The organism is Methylocystis sp. IM3, assembly GCF_038070105.1.
Lineage (GTDB): Bacteria > Pseudomonadota > Alphaproteobacteria > Rhizobiales > Beijerinckiaceae > Methylocystis.
This window is the reverse complement of sequence record NZ_JBBPBZ010000002.1, coordinates 1876754-1900986: the sequence shown is the minus strand read 5'-3', so window position 1 is coordinate 1900986 and position 24233 is coordinate 1876754. Positions and strand designations below refer to the sequence as shown.

General features: G+C 63.5%; 31 protein-coding genes and 1 tRNA gene. 18 read left to right on the top strand and 14 right to left on the bottom strand.

Annotated elements, in window-relative coordinates; all coding sequences use genetic code 11:
* The first annotated feature begins 474 nt into the window (after positions 1-474).
* From WOC76_RS11175 to WOC76_RS11145, 7 genes are all read left to right on the top strand, one after another.
* A complete protein-coding gene (locus WOC76_RS11175; protein WP_341106838.1) occupies positions 475-774 on the top strand; it encodes a hypothetical protein in 300 nt (99 codons plus the stop codon).
* Entirely contained in the window at positions 767-1219 is a 453-nt protein-coding gene (locus WOC76_RS11170) for a hypothetical protein (RefSeq protein WP_341106839.1), read from the top strand. Before WOC76_RS11175 ends, WOC76_RS11170 begins: the two co-directional genes overlap by 8 nt.
* Positions 1216-1536 carry a hypothetical protein gene (locus WOC76_RS11165; protein WP_341106840.1) on the top strand — a complete coding sequence of 107 codons (321 nt, stop codon included), beginning with the start codon at positions 1216-1218 and terminating at the stop codon, positions 1534-1536. Before WOC76_RS11170 ends, WOC76_RS11165 begins: the two co-directional genes overlap by 4 nt.
* 76 nt (positions 1537-1612) lie before the next feature.
* Complete coding sequence (locus tag WOC76_RS11160) at positions 1613-2272, top strand: hypothetical protein (RefSeq protein WP_341106841.1); 660 nt, start codon at positions 1613-1615, stop codon at positions 2270-2272.
* A 175-nt stretch (positions 2273-2447) separates the two neighbouring features.
* Positions 2448-3389 carry a phage major capsid protein gene (locus WOC76_RS11155; protein WP_341106842.1) on the top strand — a complete coding sequence of 314 codons (942 nt, stop codon included), beginning with the start codon at positions 2448-2450 and terminating at the stop codon, positions 3387-3389.
* A gap of 287 nt (positions 3390-3676) precedes the next feature.
* Positions 3677-5968, top strand: a complete 2292-nt coding sequence (locus tag WOC76_RS11150; RefSeq protein WP_341106844.1) for a hypothetical protein — start codon at positions 3677-3679, stop codon at positions 5966-5968.
* Between the two features lie 318 nt (positions 5969-6286).
* Positions 6287-6523: a hypothetical protein gene (locus tag WOC76_RS11145; RefSeq protein ID WP_341106845.1), complete on the top strand. Its 237-nt coding sequence runs from the start codon at positions 6287-6289 to the stop codon at positions 6521-6523.
* 408 nt (positions 6524-6931) lie between these two features.
* Here the strand turns inward: WOC76_RS11145 and WOC76_RS11140 are convergent, their stop codons facing one another.
* From WOC76_RS11140 to WOC76_RS24320, 3 genes are all read right to left on the bottom strand, one after another.
* Complete coding sequence (locus WOC76_RS11140; protein ID WP_341106846.1) at positions 6932-7243, bottom strand: hypothetical protein; 312 nt, start codon at positions 7241-7243, stop codon at positions 6932-6934.
* 164 nt (positions 7244-7407) lie between these two features.
* A complete protein-coding gene (locus tag WOC76_RS11135) occupies positions 7408-7623 on the bottom strand; it encodes a hypothetical protein (protein WP_341106848.1) in 216 nt (71 codons plus the stop codon).
* A gap of 30 nt (positions 7624-7653) precedes the next feature.
* Positions 7654-8121 (bottom strand): GcrA family cell cycle regulator, encoded by a 468-nt coding sequence (locus WOC76_RS24320; protein ID WP_445730630.1) that lies wholly within the window; start codon positions 8119-8121, stop codon positions 7654-7656.
* Between WOC76_RS24320 and WOC76_RS11130 the strand changes: the two genes are divergently transcribed.
* A complete protein-coding gene (locus tag WOC76_RS11130; RefSeq protein WP_341106849.1) occupies positions 8099-8275 on the top strand; it encodes a hypothetical protein in 177 nt (58 codons plus the stop codon). The two genes, WOC76_RS24320 and WOC76_RS11130, sit on opposite strands and share 23 nt — an antisense overlap.
* Positions 8276-8440: 165 nt before the next feature.
* Here WOC76_RS11130 and WOC76_RS11125 read toward each other — a convergent pair whose 3' ends face one another.
* The 5 genes from WOC76_RS11125 to WOC76_RS11105 all read right to left on the bottom strand — a co-directional run bounded on the left by WOC76_RS11125 (position 8441) and on the right by WOC76_RS11105 (position 11645).
* On the bottom strand, positions 8441-9043 hold the full coding sequence (locus tag WOC76_RS11125) for a hypothetical protein (RefSeq protein WP_341106851.1): 603 nt from the start codon (positions 9041-9043) through the stop codon (positions 8441-8443).
* Entirely contained in the window at positions 9036-10208 is a 1173-nt protein-coding gene (locus tag WOC76_RS11120; RefSeq protein WP_341431417.1) for a tyrosine-type recombinase/integrase, read from the bottom strand. Before WOC76_RS11120 ends, WOC76_RS11125 begins: the two co-directional genes overlap by 8 nt.
* A 134-nt stretch (positions 10209-10342) precedes the next feature.
* A tRNA-Pro gene (locus WOC76_RS11115) sits at positions 10343-10419 on the bottom strand.
* 66 nt (positions 10420-10485) lie between these two features.
* Complete coding sequence (locus WOC76_RS11110) at positions 10486-10971, bottom strand: DUF192 domain-containing protein (RefSeq protein WP_341106853.1); 486 nt, start codon at positions 10969-10971, stop codon at positions 10486-10488.
* Positions 10972-11033: 62 nt separating this feature from the next.
* Complete coding sequence (locus WOC76_RS11105) at positions 11034-11645, bottom strand: cold-shock protein (protein WP_341108795.1); 612 nt, start codon at positions 11643-11645, stop codon at positions 11034-11036.
* A 405-nt stretch (positions 11646-12050) separates the two neighbouring features.
* On the opposite strand from WOC76_RS11105, the gene WOC76_RS11100 reads away from it, so the two are divergent.
* The 3 genes from WOC76_RS11100 to WOC76_RS11090 all read left to right on the top strand — a co-directional run bounded on the left by WOC76_RS11100 (position 12051) and on the right by WOC76_RS11090 (position 14600).
* Positions 12051-13499: an aspartate aminotransferase family protein gene (locus WOC76_RS11100; protein ID WP_341106855.1), complete on the top strand. Its 1449-nt coding sequence runs from the start codon at positions 12051-12053 to the stop codon at positions 13497-13499.
* Positions 13500-13611: 112 nt separating this feature from the next.
* On the top strand, positions 13612-14178 hold the full coding sequence (locus tag WOC76_RS11095; protein ID WP_341106856.1) for a hypothetical protein: 567 nt from the start codon (positions 13612-13614) through the stop codon (positions 14176-14178).
* 26 nt (positions 14179-14204) lie between these two features.
* Positions 14205-14600, top strand: a complete 396-nt coding sequence (locus WOC76_RS11090) for a hypothetical protein (protein WP_341106858.1) — start codon at positions 14205-14207, stop codon at positions 14598-14600.
* 135 nt (positions 14601-14735) lie between these two features.
* Here WOC76_RS11090 and WOC76_RS11085 read toward each other — a convergent pair whose 3' ends face one another.
* The gene (locus WOC76_RS11085) at positions 14736-15608 is read right to left on the bottom strand and encodes a branched-chain amino acid aminotransferase (RefSeq protein WP_341106860.1); all 873 of its coding nucleotides are present in this window, start codon (positions 15606-15608) and stop codon (positions 14736-14738) included.
* 215 nt (positions 15609-15823) lie between these two features.
* Between WOC76_RS11085 and WOC76_RS11080 the strand changes: the two genes are divergently transcribed.
* From WOC76_RS11080 to WOC76_RS11070, 3 genes are read left to right on the top strand one after another with little or no spacing between them, the layout of a single operon-like run.
* The gene (locus WOC76_RS11080) at positions 15824-16336 is read left to right on the top strand and encodes a MarR family winged helix-turn-helix transcriptional regulator (RefSeq protein ID WP_341108796.1); all 513 of its coding nucleotides are present in this window, start codon (positions 15824-15826) and stop codon (positions 16334-16336) included.
* On the top strand, positions 16333-17073 hold the full coding sequence (locus WOC76_RS11075) for a response regulator (protein WP_341106861.1): 741 nt from the start codon (positions 16333-16335) through the stop codon (positions 17071-17073). The genes WOC76_RS11080 and WOC76_RS11075 overlap by 4 nt, the downstream gene beginning before the upstream one ends.
* A gap of 9 nt (positions 17074-17082) precedes the next feature.
* Complete coding sequence (locus WOC76_RS11070; protein WP_341106863.1) at positions 17083-18453, top strand: ATP-binding protein; 1371 nt, start codon at positions 17083-17085, stop codon at positions 18451-18453.
* 61 nt (positions 18454-18514) lie between these two features.
* On the opposite strand, the gene WOC76_RS11065 is transcribed toward WOC76_RS11070, so the two are convergent.
* From WOC76_RS11065 to WOC76_RS11050, 4 genes are all read right to left on the bottom strand, one after another.
* Positions 18515-19180 carry a TetR/AcrR family transcriptional regulator gene (locus tag WOC76_RS11065; protein WP_341106864.1) on the bottom strand — a complete coding sequence of 222 codons (666 nt, stop codon included), beginning with the start codon at positions 19178-19180 and terminating at the stop codon, positions 18515-18517.
* Positions 19181-19310: 130 nt separating this feature from the next.
* Entirely contained in the window at positions 19311-20129 is an 819-nt protein-coding gene (gene proC / locus WOC76_RS11060; protein ID WP_341106866.1) for a pyrroline-5-carboxylate reductase, read from the bottom strand.
* A complete protein-coding gene (locus tag WOC76_RS11055) occupies positions 20126-20629 on the bottom strand; it encodes a YbjN domain-containing protein (RefSeq protein ID WP_341106867.1) in 504 nt (167 codons plus the stop codon). Before WOC76_RS11055 ends, proC begins: the two co-directional genes overlap by 4 nt.
* Before the next feature lie 348 nt (positions 20630-20977).
* Entirely contained in the window at positions 20978-21508 is a 531-nt protein-coding gene (locus WOC76_RS11050) for a L,D-transpeptidase (protein WP_341106869.1), read from the bottom strand.
* A 231-nt stretch (positions 21509-21739) separates the two neighbouring features.
* Between WOC76_RS11050 and WOC76_RS11045 the strand changes: the two genes are divergently transcribed.
* The 4 genes from WOC76_RS11045 (at position 21740) to WOC76_RS11030 (ending at position 23836) form a co-directional block, all read left to right on the top strand.
* Positions 21740-22609, top strand: a complete 870-nt coding sequence (locus WOC76_RS11045; protein ID WP_341106870.1) for a methyltransferase domain-containing protein — start codon at positions 21740-21742, stop codon at positions 22607-22609.
* Between the two features lie 232 nt (positions 22610-22841).
* A complete protein-coding gene (locus WOC76_RS11040) occupies positions 22842-23054 on the top strand; it encodes a cold-shock protein (protein ID WP_341106871.1) in 213 nt (70 codons plus the stop codon).
* Positions 23055-23323: 269 nt separating this feature from the next.
* Positions 23324-23569 (top strand): hypothetical protein, encoded by a 246-nt coding sequence (locus tag WOC76_RS11035; protein WP_341388372.1) that lies wholly within the window; start codon positions 23324-23326, stop codon positions 23567-23569.
* Positions 23570-23587: 18 nt separating this feature from the next.
* Positions 23588-23836: a hypothetical protein gene (locus WOC76_RS11030; RefSeq protein WP_341106874.1), complete on the top strand. Its 249-nt coding sequence runs from the start codon at positions 23588-23590 to the stop codon at positions 23834-23836.
* Between the two features lie 3 nt (positions 23837-23839).
* On the opposite strand, the gene WOC76_RS11025 is transcribed toward WOC76_RS11030, so the two are convergent.
* Positions 23840-24187: a protease inhibitor I42 family protein gene (locus WOC76_RS11025; protein WP_341106875.1), complete on the bottom strand. Its 348-nt coding sequence runs from the start codon at positions 24185-24187 to the stop codon at positions 23840-23842.
* Positions 24188-24233: the final 46 nt, after the last annotated feature.

Here is a 24233-nt window from a genome sequence, read left to right as displayed (position 1 = left end):
AGGGAACAAGTCCTGCGACCATCGCGAAATATCGCATGTGATCCTTACCTGACTTTTCTCTATGTGGAGATTAAAATCCATAGTCAGCCCGAGATCCGGGGAAACCCAATTTATGTTAGGCACATCGGTGATGCTGATTGGCTGAGCGTGAGGATGGACTCTTCCTAGAAACAGTATCCTTGGCATGATCATTGTCCCCGGGGGCCAGCTCGTTTGCGAGCGAGTCTGTCTGCGGCACTCAGAAGAAGCCAGCCCAGAATGATCGACCGAGAGTGAATGCTATATCTTGACGGGGGGGGGTTATTCTTAAGCTTACGCAATGGGGGCCGCGACCGGCGACGGGGCCATCCACAGATTTACGCGCGCGAGAATTAAAACTTCCGGAAATTCAACTTTTAGGCGTTCTTCTTTTGAAACAACGATCTATTCCATTGACTATGGTATTATGTTACCGTGAATAGCTGAGGCATTGAGATGAAAGACGCGAAAATCATAAAGGCGAAAGGCCGTGGAGGGCGGCGGCCTGGAGCCGGACGCCCTAAGCTCGCGGTCACGCTGCAACGGCAGATTGAGAAGCTTTGCATCGCCCCCGAGCAGATCGACCCGGAGAAGATCCTGGCGTCGATTGCACTCGACCCCTCGGCGCCGGCGGCCGCGCGGGTTTCAGCCTGCCGAACGCTGATCGACCTGCGGAAGGAGCCGGCGAAGCCTGACGCCGCGCCGCCGCAGAAGCACGAAATTATCTGGAACAGGAGGCCTGGCGCAGATGCGTGAACCCATTCCTCACATTGGTTTCTATCGTGACGTTCCGATTCACGATTTCCAGAGCCCCGAGCGCATTGAGCGGATTGTCGTCCCGCACATCGATGAGGCCATTGCCGCCGGCGATAACCCCGAGCGCCTCCTAGCCATTCTGCGGCGGATAGACCGCGCGCCGGAGGCGAGAATCTACTGCGGTCGGAAGCTGCTCGAGCCGCTCGAGGCAGCCAAAGACGCGCGGCAAAAGATGAAGGTCGATCTCGACTTGATCAAGGCGCTCATGGTCTGCCGCGCGTATCTCGACGGCCAGCTCGACACGCATTACGCCGCCCGCTTCGATACCTGGGGGCCGAAGATGCAGGGCTACCCCCAGCCCGACGAGCGGCCTGAGCCATTCCGCTCACAGATCCATGAGGCCATCGAGGCCGCGCGGATGCGGCGAAAGGCGCTGGCCGAATGAGCGACGCGCCCGCCGACCCGCTCCCCGTAACGCCGGAGCTGCTCGCGGCGATAGAGGCGCAAGTCCGCGCCTTCAAAACCGGTTGGCGGGCCGCGCTCAAATTGACGCCCGCCGAACGCGCGGAGCAGCTTCTAGTCCTGCGCGACGCCGACATTCGCACCTATGCGAACACGCAATATGAAGGCTACTCACAAAGGCAGAAGGCGGAGAACGTGGCGCGCGATATGCTGCGTCACCGCGACGTGCGCGACGCCCTCGGCGGCGAGGCGCTAAGCGCGGGGCAGATCCGGAAGATTCTCACCGGCGGCCGTTCCTAACGCTGGCCCGTCAGGCCCTATTGTAACGGGCCACGCGGCGCGGTGTTCTGCTCACATGAGCAGGACAGCACTCGCCATGAAACTCACCCCTTCCACCCACCCCACGCCCACGCCCGCGAAAGTCGATCGCGAGCACCTGCTCTCCGCGATCGAGCGCGGCGAGATCGGTGCAAAGATTCGTCAAGAATTGGCGGCGAGCCGACTGCGCGAAAGGCAGGCGTTGCGCCGCGCCCTGGACGAAGCCGACGCCAGCCTCTCGGCGGAGCTGCCTGAGCTCGAAGCCGGAATCGAAAACGCCGTGCGCGCCGTTCGCGAAGCTGAGCTCGCCTTGGCGGATGCGATTTCGAGCGCGCAGATCGCACGCGCCGCGAAGGCGTCCGCGCTTTTTGAACATGATCGGCTTGTGCAGCTTTACGCGGGTCAGCTAACCGAGCACGCAGCGCCGGAAATCGAAGAGTTTGTCCGGTGGCTCCGCGACGAAAATTACGGGTTGCGTAAGCATTTGGTAATCGACCGCAACGTCGAGATGACGATGCTCGGCAAACGCGAGACCGTAAGCTCCAACTCCGAAGCTCTCGCGGCGCGTCAGAGAGCCATCATTCGCATTCTGCAAGAGGAGGTTCCGCTCCTCCAGATCGAACCCGATGACGCCGCCGCCACGGCGAAAATCGCCGCGCTCAAAGAGGCGCTCCCGAAAATCGAAAACACGGTGACGACCGATGACGAAGCCCGTTAATTTTCCCGCCAACCGACGCGGTAGCGCCGCACGCGAAGTATACTCGATCGATGAACTGAAGGAGGTCGCGCGCACGGGCGGCCGGACCGTTTTCGCGAGTTTGGGCGACATGGCCCGCGCCGCGCTCGATTCCGGAATTTTCGAGTCCAATCGCGACCGGCTTACGAGGGCGCCGTTGCAGCGCGCGCCGCAGGGCATGGGCGAAGTCGATCCAGCGAGCGGCGGCTTCCTTTTTGCTCCGGAATACGAGCGGAAGTTTCTGCAATCGCTTTACGACGCAGCGTCGATTTTGAGCCTCTGCACGATTATCGAGAGCAGCGACGGCCGACCGCACAAGTTTCCGCGAATTGATGAAACCTCGCGCGCCGATAACCTTCGTTTCGGCGGAGTCTATTCGGCGTGGGTAGACGAGGGGACGCAGCCGCCGGCCGGCAAGCCTAAAGCGGAAATGATCGAGCTGACGCCGCATAAGGTCATGGCGTTGGCGTGGGCGAGCAATGAATTAGTCGCCGACATCGACGATTTGTTGTCGCCGTTTTTGGAGCGCAGTTTCACCGGCGAGCTCTCCTATAGGATCGAGCATGCGATAGTCCAAGGCCTTGGCGGCGGCCAACCGATGGGCATAATCCACTCCCCGGCGACTATCACAGTCGCGAAGGAAGTCGGGCAGGCTGGGGGAACAATCGTTAAGGAAAATCTCGACAAGCTTTGGGACGCGATTGCATATCCCCTGCGCTCGAAAGCCGTATGGCTGATCGGCGAAGGCGTCGAGCGCCAGCTGAATAAAATTAACGCGGCGAATCCCGGAACCTTTTACTACGCTCGCCCGAGCGAAACGTCGGCCGATTGTTACGCGACGCTTTACGGTCGCCCGGTGATCCCGACCGAACATTGTCCCGCGCTTGGCACCCCCGGCGACATCATCTGTTGCGAGTTGAGCACCTATGTCTGTCTCCGTAATACCGGCATTGCCGTGAGTGGTCACGCTGGCTTCAGCTCGGACCACTCGGTTTTCCGCGCGGTCGCGCGCGTGGATGGAGCGCCGTTGCTCGGAGCGCCGGTGACAGCGACAGATGGCACGCAGCGGTCTGCCTTTTCGATACTGGCGGCGCGCTAGTGTATTTTAGTTTTTCGGCGCGCCTTGGTGTCATACTAGCGCGCTGGAATGGGGGCGGAGCGTATTTGAACGTCAACGTTTGTGCGCTCCGCCCGGCAAGGAATCCGTCGCGTGTGATTCGCCTCCACACGGCGGGATAGGCGCTCTGGCCGCGAACCGGAGTTGACGCGCCTGTTGCCGGCAGGCGCAGAAGGCGGGGGCGGTGGCCTGAGAAACGCCGTCCCCTGCCGCCATATAACTAACGAGGCGCTGCCCGCGTCGCCACTATCGTCAAGGAAAAGAACGCAATGGCCGCCGAGAAAACAGTCGCCGAACTTGAATTAAAAGTTACAGAAACGGGCGTCCAACAAGCGACACGATCACTCGGCGAGCTAGAAAAAGCGCAGATCGGCGTCGCCCGGCAACTCGACCTTACGGCGCGCAAGGTCGATCCTCTTAGTAAGGCGATGGCCGAGGCGGAAAAATATCAACGCTTGCTTACTCGCGCGCAGCAGCAGGGCCTTGAGGGCTCGCGCGCGTATAACGTCGTAGCCGAGCAATTGGCGCGGACGCAAAAGACGCTCGCGCAGGCGCATAATGACAACGCCAAGGCGGTTGGGCTCAACCGCATGCAGATGATGGAGCTCGCCCACGTCAGCCGCTCGCTCTTCGATAGCATGGCCGCGGGCCAAAGCCCGATCCGCGCAGTCGGAATGGAACTCGGCCGGGTTTCTCAGATTGCGGCGTCTGGCCAAGGTGGTCTCGGCGGTCTGCTAAAATCCCTCAGCGCGATATTCACGCCGGGACGCCTGGCCGCAGGCGGAATCGTCGGCGGCCTTCTCGCCATGGAGGCAGCGGCCACGAAGACGCATGAAAGCCTTGCCAAGGTCGCCGGCGACGCCGCGCGCACGGGCTTTTCTGCGTCGAGCATCATTCGAGCGGGCGTCATCGGCGCGGGCGCGGGCGTCGGAGACATGGGCGGCGCGATGTCGACAGCCGGTCACGCGTTCGAACAATATAAGCGCAATACCGGCGACGTTCTCGAGCTGCTCAAGAAATTCGATGCGAGCTTCCTGAAAGTCGCGGACAGCGCCAAGAGCGCAGACGATTGGGTTGCCAAGATAATTGACGAGATCCGTAAACTCCCCTCTGAGCAAGGGCTGAATCTTGCTCAGGCGCTTTTTGGCCAAGACGAGGGGCGCGCCCTGTTCAAGAACATCGGCGGGCTCGCCGGCGCCTTCAGTGACGCGAAATCCCCCATTAACGAAGCCGCCAAAGCCGCCAAGGAAATGGACGACAAAATCGCCGAGGCGGCGAAGCGCGCGGACAGCGAGCTCCTTATCGCATTCCAAAAACTAGGCTCGCCCATCGAGGAATTAAAGCTCGGTTGGTATGGCGTGGTTGAGGCTATCGCTCAGGCCATTCAAAAATCCGAAGGGCTCCAGAAATTTTTCTGGGGCTTCACCCATCCGCTCGCGGCGATTATGGGCGGTCAACCCGAGCCGGGAGGAGCAGCGGGCGCAACCCAACTGCCGCCGATTTCGATAGGCGGAACGCGCCGGACCTATGCCGGCTATGGAGCCAAGAGCAGCCGCGGGGGTAGTTCCGCTGAAGATAATTACACGAAGATCACGCGCGAACTAGAGCAACAAATCAGGCTCGCCTCCGCTATCGGCGACGAGCATAAGAAAATTCAGGAAGCGATCGACAAGGAGAATTGGCTCGCGAAGCTCGGCAAGGACACGTCCGTAGAGCATCGAGATCACGTCGCCGAGCTGGCAGATAAATTAAACGCTGCGAAGGAAGCGCAGGACAAGCTCAACGAGTCGGCGAAGGGCTTCAATGAAGCCTACAACCACATCGGCCAGACCGTATCCGGCGCTCTGAAGGACCTCGTCCACGGCGGCAAGCCGGGTGACGTGCTGAAGAAATTCGGAAGCGGCTTCGGCGACAATATGCTCGACGCCGCTCTGACCGGCTCCGGCCCCTTCGCGAAAATGTTCAAGATGGAAGGGAAAGACGGCGCCATGGGCGGCCTCTTCGGCGGCCTCGCCCAGCTCATTACCGGCGGCAAAAACGTCGGCTCTATGGACGTGAAAGCGGGCGTGGTCAACGTCGCGGGCGCGAGCAGCGATCTTATCGGCAAGGCCGGCAAGGCCCTCGGCGGCCTATTCCCTGGCGCCGGCTCCAGCGATTCCGCCGCGGCCGATTCTGGCGGCGGCTTCTTTTCCGGTATCGGCGACTGGTTCGCCAATACGTTCAAGTTCGCGGACGGCGGGATCATGACGAGCCATGGCGCGCTGCCGCTGCGGCGCTATGCCGCCGGCGGGATCGCCAATAGTCCGCAGCTTGCCTTGTTCGGCGAGGGCTCTGGCCCGGAAGCCTATGTCCCGCTCCGGGACGGCCGGACTATTCCCGTATCGATGCAGGGCATGGGCGGCGGCGCGCGTGTGACCGTGAACAATCACCACGGCGGCGCGCATGTGGAGGCGCGCCAACTGAGCTCCGGCGAAGTGGAGATCCTCGTCAACCGCCGGATCAATCAGGCGATGGCGAAGGTCCCGAGCATGCTCGCCGACCACATGCGGAGGCAGGCATGATCACGAAGCTCATTATCGGAAAAATCCGCGTCATGATCGCGTCGCGCCTTGTTCGGTTGTCGATCGTTCTGACCGACATCGCGCGTTGGCTCATGCCAGTCTGATGGAGGCGAAATAACGGGCGATGGCAGATATAGAAAAGGGCGCTAAAGCGGCTGCAACCGCCCCAGCGCCCAGACAGAAGCTTGACTATCCTTGCGAGACCCAGCCTAGCCCCGACGAGCTCCAAGAACAACGCCGCCGGTATCTCGCCAAGCGCGGCGTCGCCGAGCCGCTGGCCAGCGTCTCCGTCAATCTCGCCTTCCCGGAGCCGCGGCGATGACGGCGCCCAGCGCCCGCTGGGGCTCGATGACAAAAGGCGAGAAAGAGCTGTGGCTTCTTTGCGCGCTAGGTTTCTCCCGCTTGAAGCGCAAGCACTTCCCCCGCGAATGGGTCTCCGGCATTCCGTGGGAAGAGACCGAGGGTGCCGCCGCCGACGCTGCGCTCGGCGGCCTCGAGCTGACGCCAGATGGCGCGGCGATCGTGGACGGTCTGGCGCGTCTGCTCGGTGTCTGACCTGTATCAGCGAAAACCTCGCCCCCGGATTAGGCTAGCGCAGGACAGGCCCTTGCCTGCCTGCTCGCTTGGGCTACCTCATTCAAAGGATGCAGGCGCCCCCTCTCGCGTCTGTCTATCCCGCCGCTGGCCCGACAACCTCCTCCTCGCCAGGGGGCCAGCGGCCGCATCGCGCGTCGCCCGCCGCTGCTCCGCTCGCCATCGCATTCCAGCGGTCTACCTATGCGGAAGGTCACGCCATGGACCTTGGCCGCCGGCTCAACATCAGCCCCATGAGTCGGCGGCCTCTATTTGGCAAGGCGCCTAGGGACAAACGCGCGCCGGCGCATTCGGAGCTCTCGGGAGCGAGGGCTAACAGCTTCTTCGGCTACGTCATCGGCGACATCGAGGCCCGCGCTTTCTTCGCCGTCATTCGGCGCCTTCCTTCAAGCGGTGGCGCCGCTCCTGCGTCCCGATAGGGACAAGGGCCTCGCATGCCTCGCGCGCCTCACGACCCGTGACCGCTACTCCGGTCCCGCCGTTGAATGGCGTCCCGTCCGGCGCGACCTGGACGAACCAGGACCAGGCGCCGGCCTGCGGGCCATAAAGGTAATGATGGATGCGCGCCAATGGGCGGCCGTCTTCGTCGCAGAGGGTCCAATCGTCGGGCGCGGTCTCGACGGTCCCACCGAGCAGGCGAAAGGACGTTCTGCGCCAGTTCCGCTTAACAGTATTTTCCACAGCTATCCCAAAAGGTTGCGCGGCGTAAGCTCCGGCCTGCGCGGATGGATATACTCGCTCGTGATCCTCGCGTGGCGCCTATGCCGACGGGCGCTCGGCTGGCGGTCATCTCAGAGGGGCTGGGTGGCCGCCAGCCTGCGCTCTATCGAGGGCGCGGGAGAAAGCTAGAATGGTCTGCGCCGAGAAGATGAGGGACCGAGGCATTTCCCCAACAGCTCCAGGGCGCCCTCGGCGATCTCCTCCGGATCATCCTGCCCGTTACACGACCCGGTGACCGCGAGCACGGCGCGCGTCAGCGCAGCTTGGTCAATGTCTATCCCGCGATCGGCGGCCATTCGAGTTGCAGCGTCTATGGCCGCGTCGATTAACTCCGGATTCATGCCAGCTCCATTCAGGAAGCTACAGATGGTTTAGACTGGCCGCGTGGCAGCGGCGTGAGGGCGTTTTGGGACAAACGCACGTCTGCGGCAGGCAGGGCAATAGGATGACCCCAGCGCCGCCGGTTCGCCGCAAAACAGCTCCGTGACGGGGGCGCGAAGATCCAGGACATCCCCCAGAGGCCAACGGCATGAGTTGGGCCCGAGCTCCAGGAGGGTGACGCCGCGCCGCGCCGGGCGTGCTGGGGCTGCATCATCGGCGGCGTCCTCCGCGACCTCGATTGCTTCGATGAAATCGACCATACGGCGCTCCCTCCGGTTCAGAGGGGGCTTGCGTATATCACACGCCTTTTTCGTCGTCTTTGTAGGTTTCGTAGAGCTACATAAACTACTGAAAATAAAGCAAAATCTGGCTTGACGAGGCTCAAAGGGTAAGGCAGGCTCGCGAGCGTTTGATAGACGAACGGGAGCTTTGAAAATGGACGTTGAGATCAGAATCATTGGCGATTCCCGCGAGGGCGCGAAGGGGGACCTCCTCTACATCTGCGAGCAGATGGGGCTCGAGCCCCCTTCCCACGTTGAGGTCGAACAAGTCTCGCCCTTTACCTGGATCACGGCGGGCGTCGGATCGACGAGACCGCTGCCTAAGCAGTAGCCTTTGGTATCTTTGGATCTACCTTCCAGCGCCGCCACGGCGCGGGGCACGAAGGGCGCTCTGACCGCGGATGGACCGGCAGGGCGCCTTTCTGCTTTTGGGGGCTTCGCACCGTTTGCACCGCTTGCACCGTCCGTTCCGGCCCCCAGACACCCCCGCAAGAAACTATACGCCCGCGTCCTCTATTCTGATCTCATCGAGGGCGTCGCGGATAGTGGTGCGCGAGACGCGAAATCTCTTCGCCATGTAAGTCTGCTTGTTTTTGGGGTCGAAAGGATCAAAGCCTTCTTCCGCCATGGCGCACCGTATCGCAGCCTTGGTGCTTTCCTTTACGACGGGTGGCTTGCCCCTGCCCCGCTTTTCCGTTGGGGGCGCTTTGGAGAGCGGGGGCCATTTCTTGAACAACTGCTCCCGTTCGACCCCAACCGCGTGATAGGTCCGGTTGGGGTCGCGATAGGAGGCCACGGCATCGGGCGCGGCGGTGGACTCAAGAAAGCGCCATTCCAAGGCCGGTATGTTCACCGTGTCGCCCGAGGGGGAGGCGCCGTTGGCTTGAAGCTGGTTCTCCCGTAGCGCGCGCCAAAGCTGCTCTTTGGCGTCGTAGAAGTTATGCCCTCTCGCGCTTAGATCGCTGAATCGCCAGAAGCTCGCCTCGTAAGCCTTATCGAGATCGCGATAGGCTATCCATGCGACAGCCGCGGTCAGCCCAATATCGACGCCCTCGAAAGCGGCGCGCGCCATGTATTCGAAATCCGGCTCGTTATTCATGCTGCGTCCCCAAATAGTCCGCCCATGCGTCCATAAGCTCGCGTCGCTTTTGGAGCGCGTCGCCGCGCCTGTAGGCAGCTTCAACTTCGCTTCGGATTGAATGGGCCAGCGCGGACTCGGCAACGTCTCTCGGAAATTTCGTGCAGTCGCCGCACCAGTCTCGGAACGTCGATCGGAAGCCGTGCACGGTTACGCCTTCGACCCCCATGCGCCGGATTACATGCGCCATGGCGATATGAGAAAGCGGCTGTCCCCTGTTGCGGCCGGGGAAAACGTAATCCGAAACACGATGGCGCTGCATCTCTTCAAGGATTTCGAGAACGCGAGGGATCAGCGGAACGCGATGCTCCTTTGCCCCCTTCATGCGGCCTTTGGGAATTACCCACAGCTTTTCGTCGAAATCGAACTCCGCCCATTGTGCTCCGAGGGCTTCCCCCGTCCGCGCCGCAGTCAAGATTGTGAACTCCAACGCCCTCGGCGCGACGCCCTCGACGCCGCCGAGCTGAGCGAAGAAGCCCGGCGCGTCTTTGTAGGGAAGCGCCGCGTGGTGGCCGTTGGCGCGTTTGTCATGGCGCGGCAGCAGATGTTCGAGATGGCCGCGCCAGCGGGCCGGGTTATCGCCCTCGCGCAGCTTGTGGACGCTGGCGTAATCCAGAACCGCCTCGATCTTCTCCCGCACACGCCGCGCCGTCTTGGGGGTTTCCAGCCAGAGGGGTCGCAGGACAGACAGAACGGCCTCAGTGTCCACGCGATCGACCGGGAGCGGTCGGATGGCCGCAACAGTTCTGGTCAAGGCGAGCCGTGTCATCTCTCGATATTTGGCGTTGCTGTATTCCGACTGCTTGGCGGCGAAGAAGGCGTCGGCCGCGTCCCCGAACGTCTTGCCGGCTACCCCGGCGCTCTTGCTGGCGCGCTTGGCGTCAATGGGGTTGATCCCCGCTTTCACCTGCCGGCGGGCCTCTAGAGCCGCCTCACGCGCGTCGGCAAGGGAAACGTCGATCAGGCTGCCCAAGCCCATCTCCGGTCGGCGCCCCTGCCACGAAAAACGGTAGATCCAAGACTTGGATCCCGAATCGCTCACGCAAAGGTAGAGCCCGAGACCGTCCGGATAGACGCCCGGTCCCGCCGTTCTGACCTTAGCCGCCGTCAGACGCTGATAGGCCATCCAGTCCCCCAATTTTCCCACCAGGGTGAGCCGGATATAGGGGGACTTTGGCGAACGGTCAAGGACGATTGAGCCGCCAAAACCCTAGGCTTTCTGGGCTTTCCGGACTTCTACGGACCTCTACGGTTAGGGTTTGGTCGGGGCAGCAGGATTCGAACCTGCGACCTGAAGTACCCAAAACTTCCGCGCTACCAGGCTGCGCTATACCCCGCCGGACCTGGAATTGCCATCCGGGCCCTTGTCGCTATCACGCGACGCATACTCCCACAAGGCGGCCTCAATTCCTGAAAGCCGGATGCCTGACCGCATCGCCGGGTTTGAGCCCGATCTTCTTCGTGGCGCCGGCGTTGAGTTCGATCACGGCGTAAGCCTGGCCGCCAGGGATCACCTCTTCCGACATTGGCGTCGTGTCCGCTGCGATACTGGTCACGACCCCCTTCTTCGAAACGAACACCATATCGAGCGGGATATAGGTGTTCTTCATCCACATCATAATGGGAGTTTCCGTGTGGAAATCGAAAAGCATCCCCTGATCCGCCGGCATTGCGCGGCGGAACATCAACCCCTTGGCCCGCTCCTCGGGCGTATCCGCCAATTCAACCTTGAAGACATGCGGTCCGCTGTCCGTCATGAACTCCAGGCGCTGGAGCGCCGTCTCCGCCCTGGTCCCCGTCGCGGCGACGAAGAACAAGAGCGATACAACAAGTCCAGCGAAAGCGGACGCCCCGTCGGCGCGTCCCGTGGCGAAACGCCAAAGTCTCATCAGCGGCTCTCCGGCTGTTTGTCACCATCGCCTATCATAAAAGCCGCCGAAAAACCGCCAGGTCAATGAGAGGGGCTCTTCGCTTCGAGCGGACGCACCTCCGCGGCCATGAGTCCCTTGGGGCCGTCGCCATAGCGAACGAGAACGCTGTCGCCCGGCTTGAGCTCCGTCATGCCGAATCGGCGGACTGTCTCCATATGCAGGAAGATGTCTTCCGTGCCCTCCCCGCGGGTGAGGAAGCCGAAGCCCTTCACGCGGTTGAACCACTTCACGATGGCGATCTCATAGCCGCTCGTCGCCTTGATCTGCACATGGGTCCGGCCGGCGGCAGACTGCGCCGGATGCACGGCCGTGGTTTCATCCATAGCCAGCACGCGGAACACCTGCATGCCCTTGGAGCGCTTCTGCGCCTCGCAGACCACACGCGCGCCTTCGAAGGCGGTTTGCAAACCGCTCCGGCGAAGAATGGTCACGTGCAAGAGCACGTCCGGAGACCCGTCGTCCGGAACGACGAAGCCGTAACCTTTTGCGACGTCGAACCACTTGATGCGGCCCGCAATCTCGACAAGCTCTATAGCCTCATCGCCTTCGGCCGAGGACTCGGCGCCAAACTCATCCTGAAAAGTAACCTTCGCTCCCAACCGACCAACTCCCCCAGTGCTGATCCAGAGCATTCGACCGGCGCAGACAGCGAGCAATCAGAATCTCGAATCGCTGCGTGGCAAATGAATCGCTAAAAAGAAGATAACATCGACGGCGGACCATCCAACCAGAGAATTTTCTCCCAGACGCGAAACGCTGTGGATACACGGGGAGCGAGCAAAGCTCTCCAAGGCTCAGTTTTTCCCCGGGATATGCGCAAGAGATTCAAACCAAAACGCTTTTCGGTCAGTTCCGGATTCGGGCGCCCGTCGGCGCGCCTGCGACGGCCACGGTACGCCGCCAAAGCCCGGAAACCCGATGTGAATTCCCGCCCCGCCACATTTGACAAATCGGCCGGGGCGCGCAATCGAAACGAAGGCGGACCGGGCCGTTCTCGCGCCCGCGCCCGTTTTTCTCGTCCCACGTGGAGCCGCCGCATGACCGATCTGTCGACCGCGCCGTCGAGCGCTTCCGCCGTGAAAAGCGTCGCCCACGCCGATCCTTATGATCTTGCGGCGCTCGTCGCGGCTCGCGAGGACGAACGTTTCGCGCTGCACTCCAAATATCTCAACGAAATGTGGGTGCGGGTTCTCAAGACGATCGGCTACGACGTCGGTTTCACGCGCGGTCTCGGTCCCTATCTGTGGGATCGCAAGGGCGACCGCTACCTCGATCTGCTCAGCGGCTGGGGCGTCTTCGCGGTCGGGCGCAACCATCCTGCCGTCCGCGAGGCGCTCGTCAGCGTGCTCGACGGAGAATTCGCCAATCTGGTGCAGCTCGACGTCTCGACGCTCGCCGGCATCCTCGCCGAGAAGCTCATCGCGCGCGCCCCCTATCTCGAGAAGGTGTTTTTCGCCAATTCCGGCGCGGAGTCGGTAGAGGCCGCCATCAAATTCGCCCGCGCGGCGACGGGGCGTCCCGGCATTCTCCACTGCGCCCATTCCTTCCACGGCCTCACCTATGGCTCGCTGTCGATGAACGGCGACGAGATCTTCAAGAAGGGCTTCGGGCCGCTGCTGCCTCACACGCAGGAGATTCCCTTCGACGACCTTCCGGCCCTCGAACGGGCGCTCGCGGGGCGCGATGTCGCCGCCTTCTTCGTCGAACCCATTCAGGGCAAGGGCGTCAACATTCCCGCCGACGATTATCTCGCCGGCGCACAGGCGCTCTGCCGCAAATACGGGACGCTATTCGTCGCGGACGAAATCCAGACGGGCCTCGGCCGCACCGGCAAATTCTTCGCAATCGACTATTGCCCCGGCGTGGAGCCTGACATGATCGTGGTGGCCAAGGCGCTCTCGGGCGGCCATGTGCCGGTCGGCGCGGTTCTCACGCGCAAGTGGGTCTTCGACAAGGTCTTCGACCGCATGGACCGGGCCGTCGTGCACGGGTCGACCTTCAGCAAGAACGACCTCGCCATGGCGGCGGGCGTCGCCACTCTCGAGGTCATCGAGAACGAACGCGTCATGGAGAACGCCGCCGAGAAGGGCGCGCGCCTGCTCGCCGCTTTCCAGAGAATGGCGGATGGCTATGAGCTCATCTCCGACGTGCGCGGCCGCGGCCTGATGATCGGCGTCGAATTCGGCCCGCCGAAGTCTCTCATGCTGAAAGCGACCTGGAACCTGCTGGAGACGGCGAGCTCCGGCCTCTTCGGACAGCTCATCTGCATTCCGCTCTTCAAGGACCACAAGGTTCTCACCCAGGTCGCCGGCCACGCCAATCCGACGATCAAGCTGCTGCCGCCGCTCAACATCAGCGACTCGGATTGCGACTGGATCGAAAGCGCGTTCGACGCCGTCATCGCCGACGCGCACAAGTCCTCGGCGGTGTGGTCGCTCGGCAAGACGCTTGCGGAACATGCGATCAAGGCGCGCATGAGCGGCTGATCCCGGAACGAAGATTGCCCTTCCTCTCCCGGTGCGACGCTGTCGCGCGGAATTCGAACTGTTCCGACGCAACGCGTCCCGAACTGGTTCGATAAACAGGAGGGCGTCAGTCATGTGTTTCAAATCGGGACTGCGCGCGGCCGCCCTGGCGGGCGCGCTCATGCAGTCGGGCCTTGCCCTCGCGCAGGCTGCCGGCGGCTTTGGCGGAGGGCATCCTGGCGGTGGCGGTCCGCCGCCGCCTTCTGCGCTGCCCGGCGTCGGCGCCGGCGCCTATGCGCCGGGTCAGGGTCCGACCGGCGCGGCCGGCTGGAACGGCGGCTCCTGGCGGGGCTATACGAACGCCTTCGGCCCGTTTTGGGGCGGCGGCTACTCCGGCTACGGCGGCGGCGACAGCGGCGGTTCCGCGGGGGCCGGCGTGTCCGCCAATATCCTTACCTACAACCACTTCGACAATCGTCGTCGCGATGGCGGCTTCTATGGCGGCGGCGGCGTTTTCTACGGCGACGACGGCTACAGCCGCCTGACGCCCGCGCGCGCGCCCGAAGGCGAGGAGTCCCAGCCGCACAAGGCCGCCGATGAGGCGGCCGGAGTCGAGCGGCCTTCGGCGAACATCATCTATTTGCCGGTCGAAAACCAGCGGACGGCGCGCGGCGGCGCGCGGCGCGAGGTCCGCCACTGACCGAAATGTGTAAGAGGAGAAGTAACGTGCGTATCGTCCCGGTTTTTAAATCTTTGCTACTGATCGCAGCCGGCCTTTCCGCGGCGAGCGCGGCTCGGGCGTCCGATCTCGACGAGCCATTTTTCGGCGGCGGTTATGCGCCCCCGCCCGGTTATGTCTACAGCCATGGCTATGGCGCTCGGGCGCCGAATGTCGTGGTTGGCCCCGTCGGTTATGATCAGGCCTATTACTATGGCGGCTACCAGTATCCCGCAGGCGGTTATGGCGGCGGGCCTTACCGCCGCGCAGCCTACAGCGCCGCCGATATCTACGTCAGCCGCGACTATGCGGCGCCGCTTTATTATCCGCAGCCCTACTATGCTTATCGAACCTATGCGCGCGGATATTATGCGCCAGCCTGGCGATCCGGCGGGCTACTATAATGCTGCCTATCGGCCCTATCGCGGCCTGCGGCAGCGATGCCAATGCATCCTCTACTGAAATGTGTCCTCTACTGAAAAGGAAACGGCGGCCCTGTTGGGCCGCCGCTCAAAACGTTTACCTTAGTTCAAAGGATTTCAGGCGTTGACGGCCTTGTCGTAATCCTCGACCAGGGCGCGCGACAGGGCGCCGGGGACGAAATGATAAGGCCCGATCTCGGCGACCGGCGTGACTTCCGCCCCGGTGCCGCAGATGAAGCATTCCTCGAAGCTCGCCAGTTCGTCGGGCATGATGCGCCGCTCGATCACCTCGATGCCTCGCTTCTTGGCGAGATCGATCACGGTGCGGCGCGTGATGCCGTCGAGGAAGCAGTCGGCGATCGGCGTATGCAGCGCGCCGTCCTTCACGAAGAAGACATTGGCGCCGGTGCATTCGGCCACCCTGCCCTGCCAGTCCAGCATCAGCGCGTCCGCATAGCCGCGGCGCTCGGCGCGGTGCTTGGAGATGGTACAGATCATGTAAAGACCCGCCGCCTTGGCCATGGACGGCGCGGTCTGCGGGTCGGGCCGGCGATATTCGGCGATGTCGAGCTTGATGCCCTTCATCTTCGTCGCGATGTCGAACATGCTCGGCCAGTCCCACACCGCGATGGCGACGTTGATGGTGGAATTCTGCGCCGCGACCGCCATCATCTCGCTGCCGCGCCAGGCTACTGGACGAACATAGGAATTGACGAGATTATTGGCCTTGAGCGTCGCGTCCTTGGCGGCGTCCAGCTCGTCGAGCGAGTAGGGAATCTCGAAGTCGAGAATCTGAGCCGAACGCTTGAACCGCTCGGAATGCTCGCGCGACTTGAAGATCTTGCCCCCATAGGCGCGTTCGCCCTCGAAGACGCAAGAGCCATAATGCAGGCCGTGCGAGAGAACATGCAGCTTTGCGTCGCGCCATGGAACGAGCGCGCCGTTGTACCAAATGAATCCGTCGCGCTGATCGAAGGGCGGGACACTCATGGCAGGCTCCGGGAAAGCGGCGCCCTGGGGAGGGCCGAACGGCCGCTTGGACGCTACACGCCAGCACTAGCCATCGGCCGGAAATATGTCAATATAGCTGACGTAAAAGCGTCTCATGAGGATCGGGCCGGAGTCGGCGTTTGAGCGAGCTTCTCCAGCGAAAGACAACCGCGCGGGCGCAGGAGGCGCTGACAGATCTGGCGCCCGCCGAGCCGATGCGCGGCGCCCGCCCGGCCTTGGGCGCCGAGGACGACGCGGAGGCGCTCGACCTCGTGGAGCTGTTTTTCTTCGCCTATCGGGACTTCGTCGGCGACGCCGACCGGCTGCTGGAGAATTACGGCTTCGGCCGCGCCCATCACCGCGTGCTGCATTTTGTCAGCCGACGGCCAGGACTGACCATCGCGTCGCTGCTCGAGATTCTCAAGATCACCAAGCAGAGCCTCAACCGTGTGCTCAAGCAACTCCTTGACGCGGGCTTCGTCGAGGCGCGCGCGGGGGCGGCCGACCGCCGCCAGCGCCTGCTCTATCCGACGCCGCGCGGGGGCCAGCTGGCGCGCGAGCTCGCGGCGCTGCAATCGGCGCGTTTCCGCCGGGTGCTGGAGTCGCTGCCCGGCGAGACGCGCGGCGCGGCGGCCGAATTCCTCTTCGCCATGCTGGACCCCGAGGAGCGCGAGCGCGTGCGCGCGCATCTCGGCCGGCTCGACATCGGCCGGGGCGTGCGATCATGAGCGTCGCCGCCGCTGCCGCTCTGTCCAAAAACGCGCATATCCTCGTCGTTGACGACGACAAGCGCATCCGCATGCTACTCGCGCGCTATCTCGCGGCGGAAGGCTATCTCGTCAGCTCCGCGGCCAGCGCCGAAGAAGCGACGCAGCGGCTGCGCGATTTCGCCTTCGACCTCATCGTGCTCGATGTGATGATGCCGGGCGAGCGCGGCACCGCCTTCGCCGCGCGGCTGCGCGAGGGGCCGGAGCCCCTGCGCTCGGCGCCGATCCTGATGCTCACCGCATTGGCCGAGACCGCGAATCGCGTCGAGGGACTCGAGGCCGGCGTCGACGATTATCTCGCCAAGCCCTTCGATCCGCGTGAATTGTCGCTGCGCATCGCCAGCATTCTGCGCCGCGTGCGGCGCTCCGGGCCGCCGGATCCCTTGGTGCGCTTTGGCCCCTTCGCCTATGATCCCTCGCGGGGCGAACTCACGCGCGCGGGCGAACCCGTGCGGCTCACGACCCGCGAGCGGAACCTGTTGCAGACACTCGTTCATCACGCGGGCGCCATTGTCTCCCGTCAGACTCTGGCCAGTCGGACGTGCGAACACAGAGCGTCCGAGCGGACGGTCGATGTGGAAATCGCCCGCCTGCGCCGCAAGATCGAGACCGATCCCAATGCGCCGCGCCACTTGCAGACGGTGCGCGGCCAAGGCTACCGGCTGCTCGTCGAGTCGCCGTTCAAAATGCAAGGCTAGAGGCGTCAGATGTCGCTTGTGATCAACGAGGTCCTGTCCGCGCCGCGTCAGCTGTGGCGCAATTTTGCCGACTGGCTGCATGCGCGCATGCCCAAGGGTCTCTACGCGCGCGCTTTGCTCATCGTCATCCTGCCTGTCGTGCTGCTGCAATCGGCAGTCGCTTATGTCTTCATGGAACGCCACTGGGAGGTCGTGACCTATCGCCTCTCGGCGGGCGTCGCGCGTCAGGCCGCAGCGGTCGTGGACATTTACCGGACCTTCCCGGACGACGCCGAGCATAGCCAGCTGCGTCGCATCGCGGCGCTGGATCTCAACATGGAGCTGTCGATTCTCCCCAGGGAGCCGCTGCCGCCGCCGTTGACGAAGCCGTCGCTTTTCGCCCTGCTCGACAAGGCGCTGAGCAAGGAATTGTCGCGCAAGCTCATGCAGCCCTATTGGATCAACACCAATGTGCCCGGCAATCTGATCGAGATCCGCGTCGCCCTCGACGACGCGACGCTGCGGATGCTGGTCACGCGCACCCATGCCTACGCCTCGAACTCGTATATTTTCTTCATGTGGATGGCGATTGCCTCGGTCATCATCCTCGCCATCGCCACCTCCTTCCTGCGCAACCAGATCCGCCCCATTCTCAGACTCGCGCAGGCGGCGGAGGAGTTCGGCAAGGGCCGCGACGCGAAATTCAGCCCGCGCGGCGCGCGCGAAGTGCGCCAGGCCGGCGCGGCTTTTCTGGAGATGAAGCGCCGCGTGGAGCGCGCCATCGAGCAGCGCACCACCATGCTCAACGGCGTCTCGCACGATCTGCGCACGATCATCACGCGCTTCAAGCTTTCTCTGGCTCTGATGGGCGACGGCGCCGAGGCGCGCGAGATGCGCAAGGACGTGGATGAGATGGAGCGGATGGTTGAGGCCTATCTCGCCTTCGCGCGCGGAGACGGCGGCGAAGCGTCGGCGCCGACGGACATGCGAATGATTCTGGAGGAGCTGAAGGCCGACACGGAAAGACGCGGCATCGCCGTGGCGCTGAAGGTAGAGGGCGATCCGACGCTCGACGCCCGGCCCGCCGCGATCAAGCGTCTGCTCGCCAATCTCGTGGGCAACGCCCAGCGCTACGGCGCTAAGCTCGAATTCTCGCTGGAGAATGACGGCGAGATGATGATGATCCACATCGACGACGATGGGCCGGGCATTCCGGTCGAACGGCGCGAAGACGCCTTCCGGCCCTTCTACCGCCTGGACGAGGCGCGCAATCAGGATAATGGAAATTCCGGATTGGGCCTCGCCATCGCGCGAGATATCGCACGCTCTCACGGCGGGGACATCAATCTGGACCGCAGCCCCCTTGGCGGCTTGCGGGCGACGGTGACGCTGCCGATCTAACATTCCTGTCTCCTCTCCCGCTGGGCGGGAGAGGGTGTCGGGGGTGGCGCGTTACGCCGCCTCAGGCGTGCGAATGCGGATGGTCGTCGTCCGCCGCATGGGCGTGGCGGCGGCGCATGCCGCCGAATTCGAACAGCCGGTTCGCCATATCCGTGAAGGGCCGGGTGATGCGGGCGAAGTCCTCGACATGCTCGACGTAGCGTTCGCCGCGCGCGATCTCACGGTCGAGCGTCTCGAGCGCAAAAGAGAAGCCGTTCTCGAACCAGGCGTCCAGCACGCGGCCCCAGGCCATTGCGAGGCCCTGGAGCTTCAGCGAGCCGACTGGGCCGTCGCAGTCGATGTCCGCCGCCTCCAGCATGAAGCGCATGGAATTTACCGTCTCACGGTTGAGCGCCGTCGAGGTGATCGGGTCGCGCGCCGCCCAGCGGGCGATGCTCGACAAGGCTTCGTGGTAGGGCTCCAGCGCCTCGAGCCGCTTGCGCAAAACGTCATAGAGACGGTCGCGCGCAGGATCGTGAGAGTTCAGCCCCGAGAATTCATCCAGCACTTGCCGGTCGATGCGCCGGGAAAAGCCGCCGACGATCGCGCCCTTCGAGGGGAACAGGTCGCGCAGATCCGCCAGTGAAAGGTCGGACTCCTTGGCGATGTCGGTCAGGCTGACGTCCCCGAAATCTCGGCGGCCCGCGAGCTTCATCGCGGCGTCGATCACCCTGTTTCGAGTGCTCATCATGATCTCCGATGTCGGTTTTCGTCTTCTTTCGCTAATCTATTGCCGGGCCGCAACCGGGCAAGGCGAAAAAGCGCCGCTTCGACGCCGTTTTCGGCCCACGGCGCATATGTTGAACGAAAAAAGCACGCTAGCCGGACAGCTCCGCAGCGCGTTTCCTGGCGGCGCCCACGGCGCGGGCCATGAGCGGCGCGAGCCCGTCATCCGCCATCAGCACGCCGAGCGCCGCGGCTGTCGTGCCGCCGGGCGAAGTCACGCGCTGGCGCAGCGTTTCGGCGCTGGCCTCAGGCTGACGATGAAGGAGCTCCCCCGCCCCCTCCACAGTGGCGCGCGCCAGCCGCTCGGCCAACTCCTTCGGCAGGCCAGCCTCCACTCCCGCCGCAGCCAGACATTCGACCAGCAGAAAAACATAGGCGGGGCCGGAGCCGGACACCGCCGTCACGGCGTCGATCAGCGCCTCGCTGTCGACCCACTCCACCTGCCCCGCCGCGCGGAGCAGCGCATCGGCCAGAAGCCGCTGGGAATCCTTGGTCCCAGGGCTTGCGAAGGCGCCGGTCATGCCGCGCCCAATAGCGGCGGGCGTGTTCGGCATGGCGCGCACAACGGCCCCAGCCGCGGGCAAACGCGCCGCAATATCCTCGACGCGCTTTCCGGCGAGGATGGACACGACGACAGACCTCTCTCCAACGAAGGGCGCGGCCGCCTCCGCCCCGGCCTCAAGCATTTGCGGCTTGACGGCAAGGATCACGGCGTCGCGCGCCCCGGCCGCGCCGGTCAGAGCGAATCCGTGCACGGCGCAGAGGTCGCGAAGGCGCTGTGAAGGATTGGGCTCGACGACGGCCACCCCTGTGCCGCGGGCGCCTTGGCTGGCCCAGCCCTCCAACATGGCGAGCCCCATGTTTCCGGCCCCGATCAGAGCAATCGAGGCGTTCTTCAACGCGTCGCTCACGCCTCGCCTTTCGTTTCGAAATTTGCGGCGTCCAGCGCCTCGCGCGCGGATTTGCCGGCCCAGAGCACGAACTGAAATGCCTGATAATAACGTTCGCAGGAGGCGAGCGCGTTGTCGAGCAGGGCCGCGCACTGGGACGCGGAAGGCTGCGCGCCGCCGGAGAGGATCAGCCCATGTCGGTGCATCGCGACGCCTTCCTGCGGCCAGAAGTCGAAATGGCCGATCCACATTTGTTCGTTGATCGCATTGACGAGCGACAGGACTTCGGGACGGCGGCGCGCGGGCGCCTTGAGATCGAAGGCGCAGCTGACGTGAAGCGTCTCGAGTTGGGGAAGCCAGGTGAAGGCGACCTGATACTCGGTCCAGGCGCCGGTGACGGCGATCGAAATTTCGTCTTCGTCCTCGCGGTCGAAGCTCCAGTCGTTGGTGGCGGCCAGTTGCTCCACAACATCCACCGGATGCTCGGCGCGTTCCGTTTCTTTTTCTCTAGCGATCAGCATGAGCCAACCTTCATCGGGGTGTCGGCAGGACGCGGCGACTGACGAACTGAGGGACGACGCTACAACGCGATCAACCGGTAACAGGCGCCTCCTTTCACGAAGATTCGCGCCAACGAATCAATCACTCCCGCCAATATACTCCACCTGTTTCAGAAACGCGTGACGGCTCTTGGTGCGAAACACGCGTCGATCGGGCGCAGACTGGGGGATTCGCCCTGCCCCGTCCATGGGCCGGAAGCTTCATTCCACAGATAGACGCAGGCGCGGAGACAAAAACCTTTGGAGAAGTCGCCCTTTACTTCCATCCGGCGCCAGTTGGCTTCCCGGCGCCGGGCCATGACGCTGTGATCAGGGCCGCATCAGCACGGGCGAACCGACGCTCACGCGCTCATAAAGGTCGGCCACGTCCTCGTTCAGCATGCGGATGCAGCCATAGGACGCGGCCGTGCCGATCGAGGCGCGCATCCTGGAGGTGGTGCCATGGATCGCCACGTCGCCCCGATCGAGCGTCAAGGCCGCGACGCCCATCGGATTGCGCGGGGAGCCGCCGGGGATGAAATTCGGAAGCTCCGGGTGATCCGCCTTGACGACCGCAGGCGGAACCCAGTCGGGTTGAACATATTTGCCATCGACGGAAGTGTAGCCCGACCACTCCTTCCCACGCTTGGGCACGGCGACCGGATAGCTGATGGCGACGCCGGGGCTCACGACATAAAAGAGACGGCGCTGGCTGGCGCTGATGACGATCGTGCCGGGCTCGACCTCGGACGAGAAGGCGATCGTGTCGCGAGCCGAAGCGGATTGCGGGAGAGCGGCGAGGCCAAGCGTCGCCGCGGCGGCGAAAAGCGGGACCATGGCCCGGAAAAACGATTTACGCATGGATACACACCTTGGGCTGAACGCAGGTACGGAAAGCTATTGGCGCATTTTAACCTTGGCCCTCAGACTGTCTAAGAGTTCCGCAACTTGCGGTTAGGGTTTAACCTTAAGACTTTCTGACCTGCGCGGAGGGGCGTCCTCCGTGAGTCCGTTATCTGAGTAGATGAAGCGCGCCGATCCGCGACGCCAAGGCGCTTGCCCGTTCGATCCTCGCGCGCAATAGACAAGGCCATGACGAACAAGCTTTCCGCTCCGCGCATCTTCGACCGAGACCTGCTGCACAGACGGCTACGTCGGGCGATTGCGCGCGGCGCCCCGGATTTCCTTCTGGCGCGTGCAGCCGACGACCTGCTCGACAGGCTTCTGACTGTCAAACGCGACTTCCCGCGTTCGCTCGACCTCGGCGCGCCGGGGGAACATTTCTCGGCGGCGATCGTCGCGAGCGGGCGCGCGGCTCCGCTTCGCGCGAGCCGTTATGGCGGGGCGGCGGTCGTTGACGAGGAGACCCTGCCCTTCGCGCCGGCCTCCTTCGACCTTGTCGTCTGCGGCATGGCGCTGCAATGGGTAAACGACCTGCCGGGCGTCCTCGCTCAGGTGCGCCGCGTCCTCGCGCCCGACGGACTGTTTCTGGCCTGCCTCCCCGGCGGGACGAGCTTGGTGGAGCTGCGCGTCGCGCTGGCGCAGGCCGAGGAAGAGATAACGGGCGGCGCCAGTCCACGCGTCTCACCCTTTGTCGACGTGCGGGACATGGGCGGGCTCCTGCAACGGGCGGGCTTCGCTCTGCCCGTCGCGGATGTGGACAGCTTCACTCTCCGCTACGACTCGGCGCTCGCGCTGATGGCCGATCTGCGCGCCATGGGCGCGGCCAATGTTCTCGTGAAGCGCGCGTCTCGGCCGCTCCGCCGGGACGTGCTGGCGCGCGCCGCGCAGATTTACGCCGAGCGTTTTTCCGACGCCGACGGGCGCGTGCGGGCCAGCTTCGAGATCGTCTGGATTTCCGGCTGGGCGCCGCATGAAAGCCAGCAGAAACCCGCCAGACCCGGCTCGGCGACCGTGCGGCTGGAGGATGCAATGAAGTCGGCGCGCCGCACGTCGGATTGAAGCTACGTATTTCTCCCAAGGCATCTATTGAAAAAATAATAAAAAATAAGTTTTCATCATCATTGTTTTTAATCTCCGCCCAGCTATATTAAAGAAATCGGGTTTCGGCCGGACGATCTTACTTTCTCTCACGCCCTTGGCGCGTCGGCTTGTGTCTTCCTCTCCAGAACTTCGATCTATCGCGCGGCGACGATCTCGCAGCCGCACAACCGCTCCTGGAAAGGACACCCCAATGCAAACAGGCACCGTAAAGTGGTTCAACGCCAACAAGGGCTTCGGATTCATTCAGCCGGAAGCCGGCGGTCCCGACGTCTTCGTTCATGTCAGCGCGATCGAGCGCGCCGGCATTTCTTCCCTCATCGAGGGCCAGAAGGTCGGCTACGAGCTCTTCGTCGACAAGCGCAGCGGCAAGTTTTCCGCCGACATGTTGCAACTGCAAGGTTAGGCCGTCGCGTCTGAAGGCTGTCCCTGAAAAGGGAAAGGGAGCGGCGGCGATACTGCCGCTTCCGGACGTCTCCGACAGAAATGGGACGACGGATATGGCCAAAGGTCAGCGCCGCAGCAACCGCGAAGCGAAGAAACCAAAAAAAGAGAAGCCGGCGGTCGCCCCCGCGTCCGGCGCGGCGGCCCCTTGGTCGACGATCGAAAGAATCAAGTCCCAGGACCGCGCCAAGAAGTGACGATCGGGGCTTACAGTCTGAAAAGAGGCGGCCAATGACGACGGACAGCATCAACGCGCGGGAGCGGCATCGGCGGGCGAGACCCGTCGCGACGCCCACGCATAAATTCCAGGTTGGCGTCATCGTCGCCTATCGCCCCAACCCCTCGGGGGAGCGTGGCCACTTTCGGGTGACGCGCCAGCTGCCGGACGGCGGACAGGGCCTTCAGTACCGCATCCGCTCGGAACGTGACGGTCAGGAGCGTGTCGTCGTGGAAGCCGCCCTGGAACGGGCTGGCTGATTTACCCGGGAGGCCGTGATGGAGATGAGCGCTTATTTCGAGCAGGCCTCGCTCTATTACGCCAAGAGCCCCCATAGGCGGCGGAAGGCCCTCGTCTTCCGGCGATTCGAACAGGCCGCGGAGGCCATACGTTTCGCCGTCGAAGAGCTGGCGCCGGAAATTCTGAAGGGCTCGACGCTCGAAATCAACGACACGCATTACTTCGGGGATCAAATCCGCCCGCTTTACGACGACGGCGCGTTCCCCCTGCGCCGGCGGGGCAAATAAACTCTATCTGAAGATTTCGATCCGGATCTCTCGCGTCTCCGCTGGTGCTGGCTCCCAGGGGCGTTGATAGACGAAACGAATCGACGCCTGTCCCAACTTCTGGGCGCGGATAGACCAGACATGAACGCCCGGCGCGCCGGGGAGTGGTTTGCCCGGCGTGTGCCCGCGGTCCGCGATGCCGATGAGATCGAGCCCCTTGCTTGCGCCCTCGTCGATGCGCCATGAGTATCCGGTCGACGGAGTCTCCGGGAGCCGAACGGACGCGCTGGCGCCGAGTTTCAGTCGCAGCGCATCTTGCGCTGTCGCGTGCGAGCCGAGCAGAACGGCCAGAACGATAGCCCCCCTCAGCATGAAGCCCATTCTCTCCCGGCGCCTTGACCGACCAGCGCCGCGATCC